Here is a 13580-nt window from a genome sequence, read left to right as displayed (position 1 = left end):
GAAGCTCAACTGCTGTCAGCCCCGTTGCCAAGAGGTTTTATCATGTTCGCCCTTCTCAGCCGCGCCCGCATGTCGCTTGCCCGACTTGCGTCCTCCCGCTCCGTATCGGCCCGCATGGGACGCCGCGCCGCACTTGTCCTGGCCCTGCCGCTTCTGGCCGCGTGCGATCCGTCGATGATGCCGGCAAGTGGCGGCGCGTCGGGCACTGTCGATACCACCAAACCCGTTCAGGTCGCCCTGCTGGTGCCCTATGGCTCTGCACAGGCCGCCGATGAGGCGCTGGCGAAATCCATTGAAAACGCAGCCCGTCTGGCGATTCGCGACCTGGCGGGCGTGCAGATCGACTTGCGCGTCTACAACACCGGCGGCCAGCCCGAGCGCGCCAATGCCGTGACCGTTCAGGCGGCCAACGAAGGGGCGCAGATCATCCTCGGACCGGTCTACGGCGGCTCGGCCAAACTGGCCGGCATCGCTGCGGCCAATGCGGGGCTGAACGTGCTGTCGCTGTCCAACAACCCCAGCGTGGCCGGGGGGAACGTCTTTATCCTTGGACCGACCTTTGAAAACACCGCCAACCGGCTGGTGCGCTTTGGCGTGTCCAAGGGCAAGCGCAACGTGATGGTCGTCAGCGGGCAAGGCCCCGCCGAAGCCGCGGGCCGCACGGCGATCATCCAGGCCATCGGCGGCAATGGCGCCACGTTGGCGGGCGATCAGACGTTCGAATTGTCGCAAAACGGGGTCACCGCCGCCATCCCGCGCATCGCGGCGGCCGCGAAATCGGCCGGTGCCGATGCGGTGTTTTTCACCTCCGGCACCGATGGCGCGCTGCCCTTCCTCGCCGATGGCTTGCCCCAGAACGGCATTTCTTCGCCCGCACAGCAATTCATGGGGCTGACGCGCTGGGACATTCCGGCGACCGCAACCGCAGAGCCCGGCCTACAGAACGGCTGGTTTGCCTTGCCCGATCAACGCCTCGCCAATAATTTCGCCGGTCGCTATTCCGCCGCCTATGGCAGCGCCCCGCACCCGCTGGCAGGTCTGGCCTATGACGGGATCGCGGCCATCGGTGCGCTGGTGAAAACCGGCAACCCGAATGCCTTCTCCGCGCAGGCGCTGACCCGCTCTTCCGGCTTTGTCGGCGTTAACGGTATCTTCCGGCTTATGGCGGATGGTACGAACCAACGCGGCCTTGCCATCGCAACAATTCAGAACAATCAGGTAATCGAGATTGACCCTGCCCCACGCTCCTTCGGTGGCGCTGGCTTCTGAGCCAGCCCTCACCACCACCATCCTGCCTCCTCCCGAGGATCTGATCTGTGACGCCGCTGCGATTTTTGACATCGCGGCGGCGTCCGCCGACTTGGAGACCGCGATCGACGCGGCGCAAACACCCGCCGATGTGCGCAAAGTCACCGTTCAGATCCTGAGCGAGGCGAATACGCGCGGGCGCGCCGCCATTGCCGCCGGTATCGCCAAGCGACCGCTTGATGCGCGCCCTGCGGTTCTGGCCTATGCCTGGCTCACGGATTGCCTTGTGGGAGCCGTGCTCTGGGTGGCCAGCGTCAAATTGCACCCGATTGTCGAACCCTCCGACAAGGACAATATCGCGGTGCTGGCGGTGGGTGGCTACGGGCGGCGCGAAATGTCGCCCTTTTCCGATGTGGACCTGTTGTTTCTATCGCCCGCGAAAATCACGGGGCGGATGGAAAACCTGATCGAGAGCATGCTCTACATGTTCTGGGATCTGCATCTCAAAGTGGGACATGCCAGCCGCACCGTCAAAGAATGCCTGACGCTGGGCCGCGAGGATTTCACCATCCGCACCGCGATGCTGGAACTGCGGTTTCTTGCCGGCGACCTCGCGCTGAAAGAAAAATTGCTGACGCGGCTGCGCACCGAATTGTTCCGCAGCACAGGCCCCGAGTTTGTCACAGCCAAACTGGAAGAACGCACCGAGCGGCTGAAAAAACAGGGCAACCAGCGCTACGTTGTCGAGCCGAATGTCAAAGAGGGCAAAGGCGGCCTGCGCGACCTGCAATCGCTGTACTGGATTGCAAAATACGTGAATGACGTGCGTGTCGCGGCGGATCTGGTGGATTTGGGCGTCTTTACCCGCGAGGAATATGCCCAATTCCGCCAAGCCGAGAATTTCTTGATGGCCACGCGCAACGCCCTGCATCTTGCGGCCAATCGCGGTATGGACCAGCTGACATTCGACATGCAGCCCGAGGTCGCCGAACGGTTGGGCTATGTCGACATTCGCGGGCGGCGCGCCGTCGAAGTGTTCATGCAGGACTACTTTCGCCACGCCACCCGCGTAGGCGAGCTGACCCGCATTCTGCTGGCCGCCCTCGAAGCACAGCACCTCAAACCGGCCCCCTCGCTTCAACGGATGCTGAGCCGCACGAAAAAGGTCGGCACCCTTTACAAGATCGTGCACAACCGCCTTGCGCTGGTCGATCCGCAGGCTTTCCTTGCCGACAAGTTGAATATGATCCGCATTTTCAACGAAACCCTGCGCACGGGGTATCTGATCCATCCCGACGCGATGCGCCTGATCGCCGCGAACCTGCGTCTGATCGATGACGATATGCGGCGCAATCCCGAAGCCAACCGCATCTTTTTCGACATCATGCTCAAGCATGGCAACCCCGAACGCGGCCTGCGCCGGATGAACGAAATCGGCGTGCTCGGGGCCTTCATTCCCGAATTCCAGAACATTGTCGCGATGATGCAATTCAACATGTATCACAGCTACACCGTTGACGAGCACACGATCCAATGCATCAAAACCCTTGCCGAGATCGAAAAGGCCGAACTGGTCGAGGAGCTGCCGATTGCCTCGGGAATCCTCAAGGATGGGGTCAATCGCAAGGTGATTTATGTCGCCCTGCTGCTTCATGACATCGGCAAGGGGCGGCCCGAGGATCATTCGATCATCGGCGCGCAAATCGCCCGGCGCATTTGCCCGCGTCTGGGCCTGAAACCGGCGGAATGCGAGACGGTCGAATGGCTGGTGCGCTATCACCTGTTGATGTCGGACATCGCGCAGAAACGCGATATTTCCGATCCGCGCACCGTGCGCGATTTCGCCAAAGCGGTGCGGTCGCGCTCGCGGCTCGATTTGCTGACGGTTCTGACCGTCTGTGACATTCGCGGCGTCGGGCCCAACACCTGGAACAACTGGAAGGCGCAGCTTTTGCGCAACCTGCACCGCCAGACCGCGCTTGCGCTGGAAGGCGGCATGGAGGCGCTGAACCGCGAGGCCCGCGAAGGCGAGGCCAAGCGCCATCTGCGCGAAGCACTCACCGATTGGGAACCGGCCGCAATCAAGCGCGAGACCCAGCGCCACTACGGCCCCTACTGGCAGGGCTTGCCGACCTCGGCGCATGTCATTTTCGCAAATCTTCTCAAGGACATGCGCGACGATGAAATCCATGTCGACCTGATGCCCGACGAGGACCGCGATGCGACCCGCGCCTGTTTTGCGCTGGTCGACCATCCGGGGATTTTCTCGCGTTTGGCGGGTGCGATTGCACTGGTGGGCGCCAATGTCGTCGATGCGCGGACCTTTACGTCCAAGGACGGCTATGCCACCGCGATTTTCTGGATTCAGGACGGCGATGAATCCCCCTATGACACCGCCCGCCTGCCCCGCCTCAAGCAGATGATTTCCAAAACCCTGCGCGGCGAAGTAGTGGCGCGCGACGCGCTGAAAGATCGCGACAAGATCAAAAAGCGCGAAAGCAAATTTAACGTGCCGACCTCGATCAGTTTCGATAATGAGGGCTCCGAGATCTTCACCATCGTCGAAGTCGATACCCGTGATCGGCCCGGCTTGTTGTATGATCTCACGCGGGCCCTTGCGGCCAATAACATCACAATTTCCACCGCCCAGATCGCCACATATGGCGCGCAAGTCGTGGATAGTTTCTACGTCAAGGACATGTTCGGCATGAAGCTTCATTCGGAAACGCGCCTCAAGGCGCTTGAAAAGAAACTGCGCGAGGCGATCACGCGCGGCGCAGAGCGTGCGCGCGCGAAATGAAGCCGGTGCGCTTGATGCGCGGGTTCTTGACGGTCGGGGGATGGACATTGGGCAGCCGCGTGCTGGGCTTTGTCCGTGACGCGCTGATCGCCGCTTACCTTGGTGCAGGTCCCGCCGCCGAAGCCTTTGTTGTGGCCTTTTCTCTGCCCAATATGTTTCGCCGTTTCTTTGCCGAAGGCACGTTGAACGTCGCTTTTGTGCCGCTGTTTTCCAAAAAGGTCGAAGCGGGCGAGGATGCGCGCGGCTTTGCACAGGACGCCGCCAATGCGCTCGCCTCCTTGCTGATCGTTTTGACGGTTTTGGGGACGGTTTTCATGCCCTTCCTCGTCTCGGCGATGGCGGCCGGATTCATCGGGGACGCCCGCTTTGATCTCGCGACCGACTATGGCCGCGTGATTTTTCCCTATATTCTGTTCATCTCGCTCGCGGCCCTATGCTCGGGCGTTTTGAACGCCACGGGGCGTTTTGCCGCCGCCGCCGCCGCGCCGGTGTTTTTGAACATCATCCTCTCGCTGGCGATGTGGGGAGCGCATAAGCTGGGCTTTGACGTGGCGCAGGCGCTTGTCTGGGGCGTGCCGGTTGCGGGCCTCGTACAGCTTGCCATCGTCTGGGAAGCCGCGCGGCGGGCGGGCTACAGGCTTGTGCCGCGCCTTCCAAAGTTCACCCCCGAAATCAAACGCTTGCTGGTTCTGGCGGGCCCTGCGGCCCTGGCGGGCGGTGTTGTGCAGATCAACCTGCTGGTCGGGCGTCAGGTCGCCTCCTTCAGTCAGGACGGCGCGCTGCAATATCTCAACCTTGCGGATCGTTTGTACCAACTGCCCCTTGGGGTGGTCGCCATTGCCATCGGCGTGGTGCTTTTGCCGGATCTGTCGCGCCGCCTCTCTGCAGGCGATAGCCTTGGCGGGCGTGACGCATTCAACCGCGCCACGGAATTTGCCCTGCTGCTGACCGTGCCAGCGGCCGTTGCCTTGATGGTCATCCCTTACGAGTTGATCGCGACCCTGTTCCAGCGGGGGCGGTTCAGCGTGGAGGATGCCCATACAACGGCGCTTGCGGTGGCGATCTATGGTCTCGGCCTGCCCGCTTTCGTGCTCCAAAAAGTGCTGCAACCGCTCTATTTCGCGCGCGAGGACACCAAAACCCCGTTTCGCTTTGCCGTGGTGGCCATGGTAGTGAACGCGGCTTTGGCGGTCGGGCTGTCCTTTGTCATCGGCTTTTATGCGGCCGCCGTCGCCACGACCCTGGCGGCCTGGGTGATGGTGGGCCAGCTTTGGTCGGGGAGCCGCAGGTTCGGCGATGCCGCGCTATTTGACGCGCGGCTCACCAAACGGGCACCGCGTATTCTCGTGGCGGCGGTGATCATGGGCGGTGCGCTTTGGGCGGTGAACGGCGCGCTTGCGCCGCTCTTTGCCTTCTCGCGGCCCCTGTGCGTTCTGGTGCTGGTCGCGGTGTCGGCTGTGGTCTATTTCGGCATAGGCCATGTGATCGGTGCGACCAATTTGGGGCAGTTGAAACGCAGTCTCAAGCGGGGCGGGTGACGCCCTGCCTTAGCGTTTGCGGATGCGTTCCAGAATGCGCCGGAACGCTCCGGGCACCATCAGGGTCGCGGTGATCAAACCGGCGGTAAATCCGGCAAGATCCGCGACCCAATCGGCTGTGCCCCCGAAAATCACCCCGAACAAAAGCTGGATGCCCATCAGCATCCCGATCAGGGAAAATGCGCGCATCTGGTTTTGGTGCAGCTGCCCAAGCCCCACGTACAGCATGAACGTATAGCCCCCGATCAACCCGTACACCCCGGGGTAGCCCCCGATCAGCGGGTACTCGGAATTGACAAGGAACCCGTAGGCCAGCGAACCGGCAACGGTCGAAATCGCGAAAATCGCCACGACAGCGATCTGGCCGAAATGCCGCCCCACCATATTGCCCAGTGCCAGCAGAAAGACGATGACAAACACCGTCTGGGTCATCGCGCCACCGACGAACGCATAGGTGAAAAAGCGCATCACATGAGACAGCGGCCACTGCCCTTGCAGGCGCATCGCCTCGAACACCGTGTCGAAAAAGCCGAAATCCTGAATGGCATTGACCCGCGCACCGATGCCGTTTTGGCCCAAAAGCCCGTAAGACCCCGCCTGAAAATACAGCTCGATCCCCGCCAGCAGCAACGCCAGCGCCACGACCACCGGCGGCAAGGGGTTTACGGGGCCGCCGTGACCCGAAGGATCGGAGGGCGGAATAAAGGGGCTGCGGTTGCTCATATCGGGGCTTTCCTTGACGCTTGTGCCTCGCATGGGTAAGCGAATGACAAGCATAATTCCAGTGACGGAGAGCATGATGGCCCAGCCTGTCTTTACCCCACGCGTTTTCTCGGGGATCAAACCCTCGGGCGGCCTCACCCTTGGTAACTATCTGGGCGCGATCAAGCGCTTTGTCGATATGCAAGGCAGTGATTTCGAAACCATTTACTGCGTGGTGGACATGCATGCCGTCACCGTCTGGCAGGACCCGGCGGATCTGCGCCATGCGACACGCGAAGTGGCCGCAGGCTATCTGGCCGCAGGCATCGATCCCGAAAAGAGCATTCTGTTCAATCAGGCGCGCGTCTCGGCCCATGCCGAACTTGGCTGGTTGTTCAACTGCGTGGCCCGTGTGGGCTGGATGAACCGCATGACCCAGTTCAAGGACAAAGCGGGCGAGAATGCCGAAGGCGTATCGCTGGGGCTTTATGCCTACCCCTCGCTGATGGCCGCCGATATTTTGCTCTATCACGCCACCCATGTGCCGGTGGGCGAGGATCAGAAACAACATGTGGAATTGACCCGCGACATCGCCAACAAATTCAACCACGACTACAAAACCGATTTCTTCCCCCAGACCGAGCCGGTCATCGAGGGTCCGGCCATGCGGGTGATGAACCTGCGTGACGGCACGAAAAAGATGTCCAAGTCCGGCGAAAGCGACATGGAACGCATCAACATGACCGATGATGCCGACACCATCGCCAAGAAGTTCAAAAAGGCAAAGTCGGATGCCGAACCGCTGCCTGAAACGCTTGAGGGTCTGACGGATCGCCCCGAGGCGCGCAACCTCGTCAACATCTACGCCGCCCTGTCGGACATGACGAACGCGCAGGTGATCGCGGAGTATGCGGGCGCCGGTTGGGGCCGCTTCAAACCCGCGCTGGCCGATCTGGCGGTGGAAAAACTTGCGCCCGTCTCGGGTGAGATGGCCCGTTTGATGGCCGATCCGGCGGAAATCGACCGGCTGATGGCACGCGGTGCCGAGCGGGCCAATGAAATCGCCCAGCCGATCCTTGCCAAAACCTTCGACATTATGGGCTTCGTGCGCTAGGGCGCAGGTGCACACCAAAGACACAAAAGGGGCCTCACCCATCGGGAGGCCCCTTTTTGCTGTTTGTCCGTAAGGGAGGCGCGAACGCCGTGCCCTAGACCAGTTTCACCTGCGCGCCGACCGACACACGGCTGTAAAGATCCGCGATCTGTTCGTTGTACAGGCCGATGCAGCCATCCGAAGACCTCCGCCCGATCTTACGCGTGTCATGCGTGCCGTGGATGCGGTAATACTGCCAGCTCAGGTAAAGCGCATGGGTGCCCAGCGGGTTTTGCGGCCCGGCGGGCACGACAGCAGGCAGGCTGGGATCGCGTTCGCGCATCGAAGGCGTCGGCGTCCAGGTCGGACCGTCGACCTTTTTGACCACTTCGGTGTAGCCGCGCCGCGTCAACTCGTCGGTGACAGGCACCGAGGTCGGGTACAGTTTATAGGTGCCGCCATCGCCGCTCCAGAAATGCAGCGCGCGGCTGACCGTATCCGCGACAATCGTGCCATTGGCATTCAGACTGTCGAAATGGTCACGCCAGTCAATGCGGCGAAACCCCGACACGTTGTTGCGCACGCCATCGGGGTTGGCGAGGTCATCGGGCAGAGTCAGCCCGATTTCTTGCGCCTGCGCCATGCCAGCAAGGGAAAGAAACGGTGTGCTCAACGCCATGCGCAGGGCGGTGCGTCTGGAAATAATGCTCATTTTATGCCTGTTTTTTGGACCCGATGCTGTCATTCGCGGCGACGGCGGGGGTCATGTTGGTCAAAGTCGGGCAAAGCCCGAGGCGGCGCGGCGGGGCACGATGCAAGCGATGCGGAAAAAACCATCGCGCGCGCCCCCTGTATTTTAGCGCAATCTCCCCCAGATCGCCCGCTCTGCGCAATTCACAATAATTTGCAGCCCCCGACCGGTATCATTCCCGCATCTGCGCCCTTTCAAGAACGCTTGTTGTCGTATTTTGGAAACAATGCTGCGCTAGAGAGAACTGGACCGAAGAGCCTCGGTGTGTCCCGTCCGAGATGTCTTCCCAAGAGATGGCTTTTCGCGTCCATTGCAGCGCTGCGGTTCGTCCCCGACCCCGCTGCTTGCCGTCTCCGGTCTTTTCCTGCCGGAGGCGGCACTCCGACCACTTGCACCGCGCCGACGCAATCGCCGCCCCGTGCCGGGTCAGGCCGTGCCCCCCGCGCAACCAAGGTTGCACGGCGCGGCGCGCTGTATCATGATCCCCGAAAGCGGCGGGCCAACGGGCACGCCCGACGGGAGAGACCTCATGCGCAAATTCCTTGTTGTGCTCGACGATAGTCGCGAATGCCTGAATGCCATGCGATTTGCAGCGATGCGCGCGGCCCATACCGGAGCCGGCGTTACGATTCTGTCGGTCATTCCACCGGATGAATTCAATCACTGGATCGGCGTTGCCGACATTATGCGCGCGGAAAGCCGCGAAAGGATCGAGGTCCATTTCGAAGTGTTCGCCAAATGGATGCGTGACCGCCAAGGGGTCGATCCGGTGCTGGTGATCCGCGAAGGCGAACCGGTGGTCGAAATTCTGGCGCAGATTACCGAAGACCCCGAAATCGGCGTGCTTGTTTTGGGCGCATCCAGTGAAAAAGGCGGTCCCGGCCCGCTGATCACCGCCATGACCAAACAGGCCGGAAGCCTGCCGATCCCCATGACCATCGTTCCGGGTGAGATGTCCAAAGAGCGGCTTGAAGCGACGACGTAAACGCGGCGCACCCACAATTTAGAACGGTTCTAAATCTTGACTCTGGCGCTGCAAAGGCGCATATCGCACGCAAGCAGTAGGAAAGCATGCCATGTTCATCCAGACCGAATCCACGCCGAACCCCGCAACGCTGAAGTTTTTGCCCGGCCAGACCGTGCTTGACGCCGGAACCGCGGATTTCACAACGCCAGAAGCGGCCGAGAAATCGCCCCTCGCCAAACGCGTCTTCGCGGTTGGGGGTGTGACGGCTGTGTTCTTTGGCGGGGATTTTGTCACGGTGACAAAGGACGACGCGACCGATTGGGATCACATCAAACCCGCGATCCTGGGCGCAATCATGGAACACTTCCAATCCGGCGCGGCCGTGATGGAAGGGGAAGCGAACACGCAGGCCGGTCACGCGGCGCACGATGGTCCGGACGGCGATATAGTGGACCAGATCAAGGAACTGCTCGATACGCGCGTGCGCCCTGCAGTTGCCCAGGATGGCGGCGACATCACGTTTTACGGCTTCGACAAGGGCGTGGTTTATCTCCACATGCAGGGCGCTTGCGCGGGCTGCCCCTCCTCGACGCTGACCCTGAAAATGGGGATCGAGAACCTGCTGCGCCACTATATTCCCGAAGTGCTGGAAGTCCGGCCTGTCGCCGCCTGAGCGATCAGACGGTGAGCGTTCCAACCATTCTCGCATTCGACACATCGGCCGCGCATTGCGCGGCCGCTTTGCTGCGCGCGGGCACGATCGTCGCCTCTGCGCGCGAAGAAATGGCCAAGGGCCAAGCCGAGCGGCTGATGCCGCTGCTCGAAGAAATCCTTGCCGCTGGCGGCGTGGCGTGGCGCGACCTTGACGCGCTCGCGGTCGGCATCGGCCCGGGAAATTTTACCGGCATCCGTATTTCGGTTGCCTGTGCAAGAGGGCTGGCACTTGGCCTTGGGAAACCCGCGATTGGCGTTTCGACGCTTGAGGCGCAGGCCTTTGGCCGGATCGGGGACACCCTGAGCTTGGTCGATGCGCGGCGCGATCAGGCCTATGCGCAGCGCTTTCACGACGGCAGCGCGCAGTCCGCGCCCGTGGTGGGGGATCGTGCCAGCTTCGCAAACGGGATCGAGAGTTGCATCGCGCCACTGGCCGATACGCTTGCACGGATCGCCGCCACGCGGCTTGGCACTGCGCAACCGCGCCCTGCCCCGCTCTATATCCGCGCCGCCGATGCCGCCCCGCCGCGCGACCCTGCCCCAGTGATCCTTGAGGAATAGAGGATGCAACCAGCCGCCCTCGCCGCTTTGCATGCCGTTTGTTTCACCACGCCGCGCCCGTGGTCCGAGACGGAATTCAGCGGGATGCTGGCGCTCAAGGGCGTGTTCTTGCACTGCGCAGCGCAGGGGTTTGTGATGGGGCGGGTGATCGGGGATGAGGCCGAACTGCTGACCATCGCGGTCCACCCCGAGGCGCGCCTGCGCGGACAGGGGCGCGCGCTGCTGGGTGCCTTCGAGGACCAGGCCCGCACTCAGGCGGCAAGCAAAGCCTTTCTTGAAGTGGCCGATGACAACACCCCCGCACGGGCGCTCTACGAGACAAACGGATGGAGCGAATCCGGCAAACGGCGCCGCTACTACCGTCATCTCGACGGGCGGTTTAGCGACGCTTTGCTTCTGACTAAGCCTTTGAAATAGGCGTGACTTCACGTCACCCTGCCCTCATGAGGGCAAAGGTCGGGCAATTTACGACCATTCGGTAAAATTTGTATTGACCCTGCCAAGGCGCTCCGGCCTAAAATATGCGTGAACCATGATCAAATGCCTGACTTTCAGGCAAGACCATTGCATAGTTCCAACATAGAAATCGAACCGGGAGACATCCATGACCCTGATGCAGAAATTCCTCGGCACCGCCGGTGCCCTCGTCCTGTCCGCAGGCGCTGCCCTTGCCGAGCCTGCCGTGATTTACGACCTTGGCGGAAAATTCGACAAATCCTTCAACGAGTCGTCCTACATGGGTGCCCAGCGGTGGGCCGATGAGACCGGCGAAGAGTTTGCCGAAGTCGAGTTGCAATCCGACGCCCAGCGCGAGCAGTTCCTGCGCTCCTTTGCAGATAAGGGCATGAACCCCATCGTCATGGCCGGCTTTTCCTTTGCCACCGCACTCGACATTGTCGCGCCCGATTTCCCCGACACGAAATTCGTCATCATCGACGGCGTTGTGGACCAGCCCAACGTGAAATCGGTGATCTTTTCCGAACAGGAAGGGTCCTACCTTGTGGGTGTGATGGCCGCGATGGCCGCGACCGGCGACACCGTGTCCTTTGTGGGCGGGATGGACATCCCCTCGATCCACAAATTCGCCTGCGGTTACGCCGAGGGCTTTAAATCCGTCAAACCCGACGGCAAGGTCATCGTCAACATGACCGGCACCACGCCGACCGCCTGGAACGATCCCGTCAAAGGCGGCGAGCTGACCAAGGCGCAAAAAGCCGACGGTTCAGAGGTGGTCTTTGCTGCCGCTGGTGGCACCGGCATCGGCGTGCTGCAAACGGCCGCCGATGAAGGCATGCTGGCCATCGGTGTGGACAGCAACCAGAACTACATGCAGCCCGGCACGATGCTGACGTCCATGGTCAAACGCGTCGACAACGTGGTCTATGATGCCTTTACTGCGGGCACCGATGTCGAGCCCGGCCTGATCGTTCTGGGTCTTGGCGAGGATGGCGTGTCGGCGGCGATGGATGACTATAACGCCGATCTCGTCACCCCTGAAATGATGGCCGCTGTCGAAGATGCAAAAGCCAAAATCATTGCCGGTGAGATCGTGGTTCACGACTACACCACCGACGTTTCCTGCCCCGCTTACTAAGGCAACATGAGAATGGTCACTCGGACCGCAGAGGGGCGGCAGGAAACTGCCGCCTCTTTCGCACCCGCCCCCACCGTCCCTTATGCGATTGAACTGAAAGGCATTTCCAAGTCCTTCGGCCCTGTTCAGGCGAACAAGAATATCGCGATCAAGGTCGCCAAAGGCACGATTCACGGCATTATCGGGGAAAACGGTGCAGGGAAATCGACCCTGATGTCGATCCTTTACGGCTTTTACAAAGCCGATAGCGGCGTGATCGAAATTGACGGTAAGCGGGTCAATATCACCGATAGCTCTTCGGCAATCGCCGCAGGCATCGGCATGGTGTTCCAGCACTTTAAACTGGTGGAAAATTTCACCGTTCTGGAAAATATCATTCTTGGCGCGGAAGACGGCCCCTTGTTGCGGCCCTCCCTGTCAAAAGCGCGCAAACTGCTGCGCGAGCTCTCGGATGAATACGAATTGTCGGTCGATCCCGATGCGCTGGTCGAAAACCTGTCTGTGGGCCACCAGCAACGGGTCGAGATCCTCAAGGCGCTCTATCGTCAGGCTGACATTCTGATCCTCGACGAGCCGACCGGTGTGCTGACACCAGCCGAAGCCGACCACCTGTTTCGCATTCTTGAGGGGTTGAAGACGCAGGGCAAGACCATCATCCTGATCACTCACAAGCTGCGCGAAATCATGGAGGTGACCGACAATGTCTCTGTCATGCGGCGCGGCGAAATGGTCGCAACCGTCAAAACCGCCGATAGCTCTGCCGAGGAACTGGCCGAACTGATGGTCGGGCGCAAAGTCTTGCTCCAAGTTGAAAAAACACCCGCTGTTCCTCAGGACGTTGTTCTGGATATCAAAGGGTTGCGGGTCGTGGACGGGCATGGCGTCGAACGCCTGCGCGGCATTGACCTGCATCTGCGCGCCGGTGAAATCCTTGGCATTGCGGGGGTTGCGGGCAACGGGCAGACCGAATTGCTTGAAGTTCTGGGCGGCTATATGGCCGCGAGCGGCGAAATTCTGATGCAGGGGGCGCCGCTCGATCTGTCGGGCGATGCTTCCGACGGGCAGACACGGCGCGCGCGTGGCATCGCCCATGTTCCCGAAGACCGCCACGACGAGGGGCTCATCCTTGACTTTCCGGCTTGGGAAAACGTCTGTTTCGGCTATCACGGCGACCCGAAATATCAAAAAAACGCACTTTTCATGGATCACAAGGCGATCCGCGACGATGCCAAGGGCAAGATCGAGCGCTTCGATATCCGCCCCGCCAATTGCGACACGCCCGCCAAAAGCTTTTCGGGGGGCAACCAGCAAAAGATCGTGCTGGCGCGCGAAATCGAACGCGAACCGGCGCTGTTGCTGATTGGCCAGCCGACACGCGGCGTTGATATCGGCGCAATCGAATTCATCCATCAACAAATTGTCGCCCTGCGCGATCGCGGCGCGGCCATCCTGCTTGTGTCGGTCGAGCTGGACGAAATCATGTCGCTCTCGGACCGCATTGCGGTGATGTTTGACGGGCGGATCATGGGCGAGAAGCTTCCCCAAGAGACCAACGAGCGCGAACTCGGGCTGATGATGGCCGGAATGAGCACCCCGCAGAAAGACGCCTGAT

12 protein-coding genes are annotated in these 13580 nt (G+C 61.1%); 10 read left to right on the top strand and 2 right to left on the bottom strand.

Features of this window, described 5'->3' with window-relative positions; genetic code table 11:
* Positions 1-42 precede the first annotated feature (42 nt).
* From AQS8620_RS11480 to murJ, 3 genes are read left to right on the top strand one after another with little or no spacing between them, the layout of a single operon-like run.
* Positions 43-1269 carry a penicillin-binding protein activator gene (locus tag AQS8620_RS11480; RefSeq protein ID WP_085837039.1) on the top strand — a complete coding sequence of 409 codons (1227 nt, stop codon included), beginning with the start codon at positions 43-45 and terminating at the stop codon, positions 1267-1269.
* Positions 1229-4048 carry a [protein-PII] uridylyltransferase gene (locus tag AQS8620_RS11475; RefSeq protein WP_085837038.1) on the top strand — a complete coding sequence of 940 codons (2820 nt, stop codon included), beginning with the start codon at positions 1229-1231 and terminating at the stop codon, positions 4046-4048. The genes AQS8620_RS11480 and AQS8620_RS11475 overlap by 41 nt, the downstream gene beginning before the upstream one ends.
* A complete protein-coding gene (gene murJ, locus AQS8620_RS11470) occupies positions 4045-5586 on the top strand; it encodes a murein biosynthesis integral membrane protein MurJ (protein ID WP_085837037.1) in 1542 nt (513 codons plus the stop codon). The genes AQS8620_RS11475 and murJ overlap by 4 nt, the downstream gene beginning before the upstream one ends.
* 9 nt (positions 5587-5595) lie before the next feature.
* Here murJ and AQS8620_RS11465 read toward each other — a convergent pair whose 3' ends face one another.
* Complete coding sequence (locus tag AQS8620_RS11465; protein WP_085837123.1) at positions 5596-6309, bottom strand: rhomboid family intramembrane serine protease; 714 nt, start codon at positions 6307-6309, stop codon at positions 5596-5598.
* A gap of 76 nt (positions 6310-6385) precedes the next feature.
* On the opposite strand from AQS8620_RS11465, the gene trpS reads away from it, so the two are divergent.
* Positions 6386-7402 (top strand): tryptophan--tRNA ligase, encoded by a 1017-nt coding sequence (gene trpS, locus AQS8620_RS11460; protein WP_085837122.1) that lies wholly within the window; start codon positions 6386-6388, stop codon positions 7400-7402.
* 94 nt (positions 7403-7496) lie between these two features.
* Here the strand turns inward: trpS and AQS8620_RS11455 are convergent, their stop codons facing one another.
* Positions 7497-8093 carry a L,D-transpeptidase gene (locus AQS8620_RS11455; RefSeq protein WP_085837036.1) on the bottom strand — a complete coding sequence of 199 codons (597 nt, stop codon included), beginning with the start codon at positions 8091-8093 and terminating at the stop codon, positions 7497-7499.
* A 568-nt stretch (positions 8094-8661) separates the two neighbouring features.
* On the opposite strand from AQS8620_RS11455, the gene AQS8620_RS11445 reads away from it, so the two are divergent.
* The 6 genes from AQS8620_RS11445 to AQS8620_RS11420 all read left to right on the top strand — a co-directional run bounded on the left by AQS8620_RS11445 (position 8662) and on the right by AQS8620_RS11420 (position 13579).
* Positions 8662-9117, top strand: coding sequence for a universal stress protein (locus AQS8620_RS11445; RefSeq protein ID WP_085837121.1), 456 nt, complete (start codon positions 8662-8664; stop codon positions 9115-9117).
* Between the two features lie 91 nt (positions 9118-9208).
* Positions 9209-9772, top strand: coding sequence for a NifU family protein (locus AQS8620_RS11440; protein WP_085837034.1), 564 nt, complete (start codon positions 9209-9211; stop codon positions 9770-9772).
* A gap of 11 nt (positions 9773-9783) precedes the next feature.
* Positions 9784-10374, top strand: coding sequence for a tRNA (adenosine(37)-N6)-threonylcarbamoyltransferase complex dimerization subunit type 1 TsaB (gene tsaB / locus AQS8620_RS11435; protein WP_234990462.1), 591 nt, complete (start codon positions 9784-9786; stop codon positions 10372-10374).
* A gap of 3 nt (positions 10375-10377) precedes the next feature.
* Entirely contained in the window at positions 10378-10791 is a 414-nt protein-coding gene (locus tag AQS8620_RS11430) for a GNAT family N-acetyltransferase (RefSeq protein ID WP_085837033.1), read from the top strand.
* A gap of 187 nt (positions 10792-10978) precedes the next feature.
* On the top strand, positions 10979-11968 hold the full coding sequence (locus tag AQS8620_RS11425) for a BMP family lipoprotein (protein ID WP_085837032.1): 990 nt from the start codon (positions 10979-10981) through the stop codon (positions 11966-11968).
* Positions 11969-11980: 12 nt separating this feature from the next.
* Positions 11981-13579 (top strand): ABC transporter ATP-binding protein, encoded by a 1599-nt coding sequence (locus AQS8620_RS11420; RefSeq protein ID WP_085837031.1) that lies wholly within the window; start codon positions 11981-11983, stop codon positions 13577-13579.
* The last annotated feature ends 1 nt before the right edge of the window (position 13580 follow it).

It is taken from the genome of Aquimixticola soesokkakensis (genome assembly GCF_900172375.1).
GTDB lineage: Bacteria > Pseudomonadota > Alphaproteobacteria > Rhodobacterales > Rhodobacteraceae > Aquimixticola > Aquimixticola soesokkakensis.
Note: the sequence above shows the minus strand (reverse complement) of the source record. Positions and strands in the feature narration are given on the sequence as shown.

Coding starts and splice junctions, on each gene's coding strand:
- AQS8620_RS11480 (WP_085837039.1), top strand. CDS start 43: ATGTTCGCCCTTCTCAGCCGCGCCCGCATGTCGCTTGCCCGACTTGCG.
- murJ (WP_085837037.1), top strand. CDS start 4,045: ATGAAGCCGGTGCGCTTGATGCGCGGGTTCTTGACGGTCGGGGGATGG.
- AQS8620_RS11465 (WP_085837123.1), bottom strand. CDS start 6,309: ATGAGCAACCGCAGCCCCTTTATTCCGCCCTCCGATCCTTCGGGTCAC.
- trpS (WP_085837122.1), top strand. CDS start 6,386: ATGGCCCAGCCTGTCTTTACCCCACGCGTTTTCTCGGGGATCAAACCC.
- AQS8620_RS11455 (WP_085837036.1), bottom strand. CDS start 8,093: ATGAGCATTATTTCCAGACGCACCGCCCTGCGCATGGCGTTGAGCACA.
- AQS8620_RS11445 (WP_085837121.1), top strand. CDS start 8,662: ATGCGCAAATTCCTTGTTGTGCTCGACGATAGTCGCGAATGCCTGAAT.
- AQS8620_RS11440 (WP_085837034.1), top strand. CDS start 9,209: ATGTTCATCCAGACCGAATCCACGCCGAACCCCGCAACGCTGAAGTTT.
- AQS8620_RS11430 (WP_085837033.1), top strand. CDS start 10,378: ATGCAACCAGCCGCCCTCGCCGCTTTGCATGCCGTTTGTTTCACCACG.
- AQS8620_RS11425 (WP_085837032.1), top strand. CDS start 10,979: ATGACCCTGATGCAGAAATTCCTCGGCACCGCCGGTGCCCTCGTCCTG.
- AQS8620_RS11420 (WP_085837031.1), top strand. CDS start 11,981: ATGGTCACTCGGACCGCAGAGGGGCGGCAGGAAACTGCCGCCTCTTTC.